This is a genomic window from Candidatus Aquicultor secundus, assembly GCF_002791875.1.
GTDB classification, from domain to species: Bacteria; Actinomycetota; Aquicultoria; order Aquicultorales; family Aquicultoraceae; genus Aquicultor_A; species Aquicultor_A secundus.
Genome location: NZ_PFNG01000043.1, coordinates 18585 through 25043, shown reverse-complemented (window position 1 = coordinate 25043; position 6459 = coordinate 18585). Strand labels below are relative to the sequence as shown.

Here is a 6459-nt window from a genome sequence, read left to right as displayed (position 1 = left end):
TGCGGTTTGAGAAACTGCGGCATTCTGCGACGGCACAGCCGGTGCCGTTTGCGTCGTATCATTCATCGTAAACGCGCTCATAGCCAGCTTTACATCCAAATCAGGATAGTTTTGACCGGTCGCAACATTTATCGTATTCACCCGTAGCTCCCTGGATGCTTTCTCCAGTCGCTTTAAAAAGTCGATAATCGAAACATAACTACCTGATACCGAGGCACTGATCGCAACCTCACCGTAATCTCCCTGGGAGGTCGGCATGCCGGGTGTTATCGATTGAAGGTCCACACCCGCATCGTCGGCTATATTCTGCAAAGCGACTATAAGCGTCGGCAATTCGGGCTGGCTGGGCATCTTAGTTCTGATTTTAACCAGCTCAAATTCAGATTCAGACGCGTTTTGCCGAACCTGCACCAGCATGGCCAGCATGCTCTTCGAAGTCTCAAGCTTCGTCTCCTCCGTCGCTCTCTGCTGGTCCAACTCGGCAAGCCTCGCTACTTGCGGACTCCACGCAAACACGTAGAAAAGCGCAACAATCAGTACAAATACCGCTACCAATATTATGACTTGCTGTTTCATCGCTAATTTATTCATATCAATCACTTCCCGGAAGTCGTGGGCGGGGCAGGAAGCGTCGGCAATTCTTTAAATTTGATAGTATTCGCAAAATGAATCGTGTGTTTTGTCTCGTCCTTAGTGGCCGAGCTTAACCAAACATCCGGCTGCGGCTTCATATCCGCCAAACGCAAGAGCCACTTCGCAACCGGCTTGTGACCCTGATCCGGATTATCCTCTGGATCCATGATTGAACCATCGAATGTTATGCCATCGGCAGTACCGTTCAGCGACGCCAATGACACGTCATTCGGGGTCGCGATCATTATTTCTTCAAGAACTTTCGACCAGAATATCTGCCCTGCAACCGCCTTTTCCATGACCTGTTTTCTCCTCTGAATTTCCTGGAGCCTGTGCTCATATACTCTGAGCCCATCTATTGTCGTATTCATCCTGGCGGTCTGATTCTGCAGCATGGCAAGCCTGTCCTCGCTCATCTTGATCTGCCAGGAATTAAACGCATATATAGCGCCAAGAATGCCGGCAAAGCCAACTAGAGCAAGCAAGGCAAAAATAATCATTTTTTCTCCGCTTCGCTTATCTTGGATTTCGCGGGGCAGCAGGTTGATATTAATCTTAATCATTACGCCACCCCCCGCATCGCCAGGCCAAGGCAGATAGCCATCGAGAGTTCTTCGTCCCGTATATTCTCAATCTTCAATCTCTTACTAAGCTGAACGCTATGTAACGGCTGGCCAAGCTCAACCTCTATCTGAAAGTTGTCCTTCAAGTACTGAAGGAGGTTCTTAAGCTTAGCTCCACCGCCGGATATAATAATCTTGTCAATGCTTTTGGCCCTCGTCGCCTGCACCAGGTAATAATCCAGCGATCTCCTAATCTCTGCGACAAACCGTATCATCTCCTGCTCAAGGACATTCTGAACGGCGTCTTTATATTGGACCACATCCGAGATATCCGAGTCGTTAACATCAGATCCATCGTTCGCACTGGCTGGAAGACCTATCCGCTTCTTCATGTCCTCTGCCTCATCAAAGGTCATCCCGAGCTGCTCGACTAGAGCATCGGTAAAGACACGTCCGCCCATACTGCTTGCCCTGGTAAACCTCGGTATCTCATCCTCAATAACAACGATGTCCGTAAGGTTTGAGCTTATATTGACCATTGCGATAGCGGTTTTATGTTCGTCCTCTTCTTGAAGAACCCTCTCGGGGGTATTCTCAGCAAGCGCCCTTGCAAACGCCAGTGATGAGACATCGACGATAACGGGTTTAAGACCGGCCTTCTCCAGGGCAGCCACAGTATTCTCAACCATTTCCTTACGCGCCGCAACAACCAGCACGTCCATCATTCTCTCCTGCTGGCTGTTCTCATGCTCTGAAATTATTTGTATATCAATGATCGCCTCTTCAACAGGAATCGGTATATACTCGTTTATCTGATATTGGATGGCGCTTCTAAGCTCCGATTCAACCATATAAGGCATCTCGACAACCCTGACGATAACCTTCTGGTTTGCCACACCTACGACGACCTTTTTCTCGGAGATCTTCTTCTCACGCCAAAAACCGGCAAGCGCCTTCGCGACACCCTCGACATCGAGAATCTCGCCTTCGCTTACAAGGCCTTCAGGGGTCTTTATAGTTGCGTAGTTTATAAGGACGGATTTGTCGGCGGACGGCTTAAGCTGTGCAAGCCTGAATGTGCCGCCACCGATATCTAAACCGACTGGGGATGATCCCCTGCCCAAGCCAAGCAATCCCAAAACCTACCTCCTACATCTAAGGTTTGACCATTAGTATTTCAATTACAAAAATGGGACGGGGCGTAGCTGCCATACGCTATGAACGCTCGGCAACCATCTTTCTTTACATCGGTAAACCGTAATAATGCTTTAGGGATTAGACACACCGATTAGACTTTAAGCAAATAGTGCGACAAGCATTTACGGGACTTCTCTCCAGGAAGACGTCATTGCCAGGAACTTCGTACTACCTGGCAAGGACGGCGGCAAAAAATCCGGTAAGCTTGGATCTGTAAACAAGTGGCTGTTATTGGTACCATCGGCAATATTTAACACACCGGCTATCATGCTGCCGACGAACGTGGTGTTGTTATGCGTTATCTTGACCTCTTTGGACGCAAAGAACGCGCCGCTTACGTCGGGGCTATTGCGATCACATGAACCGGAGCCGGATATGTTTATCTCAATGCTTTCGTCTGTAACCAACCCGAGAACATGCGTGCCGTTGATGTCATATGCGTCTTTGATCGCATCATAAGGAGGCCGTAACTTACCGTTTATCGTTATGTTTCCGTTTGCAACGATCGTTCCCCTGCCGTAATAGGTGATCTCGCTATTCTCATTGTCACCTATCGTCAGGTTACCATCTACAAACACCGTACCGTTAACGTAAAGCTTATGGTTTGCCGCATCCCACCCGAAACCGGTTGTGGAGCCGAAGTTATCGATTGAGCTATTGAGCTTATATATATGTCTCGCACCCACATCAGCGTTTGTATTGCTTGTATTGTCATCCAACACTTTATAGCCCTCAGAATGCGTCGTACCCCAACCTTCCTCGACATATGTTGTGGCTGAGGAAGTATCCGCCAGCGATTCGTTTGTGGCGGTCGTTCTGTAAGTGTTTAACGTATCGAGCGGTGGCAGCTTAATATCCGGGCACTGGTTTGAAAGCTGACTAACTTTAACCTGCGGGTCGCCCGGGTTTAAGGGGTCTCCGTGTTTATCGAGGATATCTTCATTTCCATCCGCCGGCTCGATATAGGCAGCTACCGGAGAACTTTCAGTGCCGAGGTTTGAGCCGTTATCCATAAACACAAGAGAACCCGTCTTAATAAAAAACGGCCCGCCCATGATGCTCGAGTTACCCGTAAGCTGGACGTTTCCCCTAACATAAAACGGCCCATCAATCGAAGTCGTTCCAAGAAGGCCGTTACCACCAGATGCCAGCGAGTTGTCTTCTCCAAGGCCCATATTTAGATTCCAAAGAGAGAAGTTAAATACCGTGACTTTAATTTTTCGATGAGATTGACCACACGTACCGCTTGACTCAATCGTCCAGTACCATTGGGAACCGCTATCCTGCATGGCATTTACCTGGGCAATGCCGTTTCCGACGGGCACGCTGAATGTCGGTGTCGGTATACTGTTACCGTATTGCTCCAGTTGCCATAGCGCCTTTTGGATACCGGCCTCGGCAATATGCAGCGCCTGCATGGAATCTTGGTCACGCGCAGACAGCTTAAGATCACTCTCAGAAACCGCGATCAAGCCAAACGCAAGAACGGTGATTATAAGCATCAAGCCGACCACCACTACCATCGCTATACCTTGCTCGTCTTTTATAACACGCTTAATCATTAAAGACTCCTTATTCACGGTTCCTTAGCATGACTTTTGAAGTCAATGTATATGCATCAGGGGGTCTGTTTACGTCGGTGTCGATTATCAGATTAACCTCAATCTGGTAGCTTTTAGTTTTTCTAGAGGCTGTGTCCGTTGTTATCGGTGCAAAATGGATGTTGTAGTAGATAAAAAGCGGCTGATTCAGCGCATCGTTTTGAACCCCTGTCGCTATTTGCTTTGCCGTACCGTTATTTACTTTAGTGTAGAGGCTTCCGTTTTGCGTGTAGTAATTCACCGTATCCCACATGTTGTCATCATCAATATCAGCCCTCAAGCTAATCGATGTATCATCGGCCGTTACAAAGCTCTCGGCCATTCTGATATTCTTTGTCATTTGAGCCTGCGCCAGCCTCGCGCTTCTTTGGGCATCGGCCTGCCCGCTTGAGGACGCATATATGGCCTCCGAGCCCTCATACACCGTATATGAAGCAGCCAGTATAGCAACCAGTATCACAGCGTAAATAATTAGCTCGGCAAGCGTCGTCCCTTTTTCGTTTTTAATTAAAGCGGTTAATTTAACCATCATAGCCCCTAGCTTGGCGTCGTCACATAAATGATTGTGCTCGTGTTTAATAACACGCTATCGTCACTGCTGCTATAAGCCCTTACTTCATATTTATACTGGGTATTAGCCGATAAGAGATCATCCGTATACGTAAGCTGGCTTCCGGTATTGGTGTGTATCATAGTCTCAGTTCCATTTACGGTTTGGTATATGTTAAAGTGATTAACCGATACAGGTGGAACCATCGACAGCGGGTCGTGCCAGCTAAGGTCAACTTTGTAATAATTATCGCCATGGATTTTGTATTTTGAGGACGTCCCGCTAATCCAGAACGGGGTGGTCGCGGATACAATATCGCCCGTCATGGTTGCCTCATATCCGAGCGGGCTTACACCTGCCACATAAAACTGGTATGTCTTCCATTCGGTTAGCCCCGTGCAGGTATAGTCGGTACCCGTGATATTCGTTGCAACTGCGGTAAATGTGACATCGCTGGACTCTTTTCTGTAAATGTTGTATTTATCTACGCTATCCCTACCATCAATTGCGCTGTTCCATGCCAGCTTAATGCTTGAATCGCTCATCAGCTGGGTGCTTAGGCTTTCGGGATTTCCCGGGTCCCATATCGGTGGAAACCGATCAAGCGTCCAGAAAATACTCTTAGCATCCCTTAAGCCATGAGAATCCCATACTTCGACCATAACTTCATAAATGCCGTCATCCCATGTATATGAAGTTGCGCCGCTTGAATCAACCGTAGTTACGTTCGGGTCCCATTGCAGGATATCGTTCTGATAGGAGTACGTTGGATTAAACTGGTAAATTCCGCCTGCAGGAGTTATTCCTCCAATATAAAAGCGCAAAAGAACAAGGTCATTCTCGCCATCTGTTCCGGTTGCTCTAAGGGGAATCTGTGTATAGCTCGGACCGAATATCATGCCGTCGGCCGCAGTTTCGCTATCAAAATTAACAGTAGGCGGCTCATATTGGGTCGGCTTATCTTTAATGAATGTGCTCGCGCTTACCGTTCTTGTTGTGCCCCGCTCGAGCCATGACACATTCACCCACACTTGCTTGTAATCCTCAGTGCTCGCCGTTGATGTTTCATCCACCCATTTAACACGGTAGTTTATCGTGAACTGAACACCCGAAGCCGTTCGCGTCTCAGGATGAAGATAACCGGTGGGATCAGAGGCGTTCTCTATTGTGTCGGTGGTTAAACCCACTTCAGCATACGACATTGATCTAACCTGCTCCATGCGCTCGTTTACTATTTGGGTTGCTATGGTAGAGAGCTTGCTGCTCGTGATGGCTTTTACGCTCGCGGATAAGAGCCCAAGTAACGCGATGAGCACTAACGACATTAACGTCATCGCCATTAGTGCTTCAACAATGCCAAAAGCCCTCTCTTCCCGCAGCTTATCAACTGAACGGTTTAGGAAAGGCATATCAAATCTCCTTTTTTGCTACTATATGTATCGGTTGCTGGGTGATGTCACTTAAGAAGTTTGCACCTGTACAACGGCTGGTCTGGCCAGGCGATCAGAAGGAGTTTAGGAAAGACCCGCTATACTCAAATACCCCAACCAAAGCTGGGGGCCGAAGAAGATGGTAAGGATAGAGCCGGCGGCCATGAAGGGGCCGAAGGGGATCATTTCCTTGGCGCTCTTTTTGTCCCTTGAAATCATCACGATTCCAACTATCGCCCCTAAGGCGAAGCTGATGAAAAGCGCTAATAGTACGTACCCGCCCAGGTAAAGGCCGATAAATGCCGCCAGCTTGATGTCTCCCCCGCCCATCGCGTCCTTTTTGAAGAACAGGCGGGCCATTATAGCTATTAGATAGAGAAGCCCGCCGCCTACAAAAAACCCGCCGATGGCCCAACCGGAACTCAGGTTTTCGATGAGCGGTATCGTCTTGATATTTAGTGGATAGAGGACCAGCAACAACGCGC

Annotated in this window: 7 protein-coding genes; all 7 read right to left on the bottom strand. The window is 48.3% G+C overall.

Features of this window, described 5'->3' with window-relative positions:
- On the bottom strand, positions 1-591 hold a 591-nt coding region (locus tag COY37_RS01835), incomplete at its 3' end, for a type IV pilus inner membrane component PilO (RefSeq protein ID WP_286975740.1).
- A 5-nt stretch (positions 592-596) separates the two neighbouring features.
- Complete coding sequence (locus COY37_RS01830) at positions 597-1196, bottom strand: PilN domain-containing protein (RefSeq protein WP_286678007.1); 600 nt, start codon at positions 1194-1196, stop codon at positions 597-599.
- Positions 1196-2335 carry a type IV pilus assembly protein PilM gene (pilM, locus tag COY37_RS01825; RefSeq protein ID WP_286678008.1) on the bottom strand — a complete coding sequence of 380 codons (1140 nt, stop codon included), beginning with the start codon at positions 2333-2335 and terminating at the stop codon, positions 1196-1198. Before pilM ends, COY37_RS01830 begins: the two co-directional genes overlap by 1 nt.
- Positions 2336-2515: 180 nt before the next feature.
- Complete coding sequence (locus COY37_RS01820; RefSeq protein ID WP_286678009.1) at positions 2516-3955, bottom strand: pilus assembly PilX family protein; 1440 nt, start codon at positions 3953-3955, stop codon at positions 2516-2518.
- Positions 3956-3965: 10 nt separating this feature from the next.
- A complete protein-coding gene (locus COY37_RS01815; protein WP_286678010.1) occupies positions 3966-4526 on the bottom strand; it encodes a PilW family protein in 561 nt (186 codons plus the stop codon).
- A 5-nt stretch (positions 4527-4531) separates the two neighbouring features.
- Positions 4532-5953 (bottom strand): fibronectin type III domain-containing protein, encoded by a 1422-nt coding sequence (locus tag COY37_RS01810; protein ID WP_286678011.1) that lies wholly within the window; start codon positions 5951-5953, stop codon positions 4532-4534.
- Between the two features lie 105 nt (positions 5954-6058).
- Positions 6059-6459: prepilin peptidase (locus COY37_RS01805; protein ID WP_286975736.1), on the bottom strand; the 401-nt coding region annotated here is incomplete at its 5' end.

Excerpts from the sequence above, each read along its gene's own strand:
- COY37_RS01830 (WP_286678007.1), bottom strand. The coding sequence starts at position 1,196 with ATGATTAAGATTAATATCAACCTGCTGCCCCGCGAAATCCAAGATAAG.
- COY37_RS01820 (WP_286678009.1), bottom strand. The coding sequence starts at position 3,955 with ATGATTAAGCGTGTTATAAAAGACGAGCAAGGTATAGCGATGGTAGTG.
- COY37_RS01815 (WP_286678010.1), bottom strand. The coding sequence starts at position 4,526 with ATGATGGTTAAATTAACCGCTTTAATTAAAAACGAAAAAGGGACGACG.
- COY37_RS01810 (WP_286678011.1), bottom strand. The coding sequence starts at position 5,953 with ATGCCTTTCCTAAACCGTTCAGTTGATAAGCTGCGGGAAGAGAGGGCT.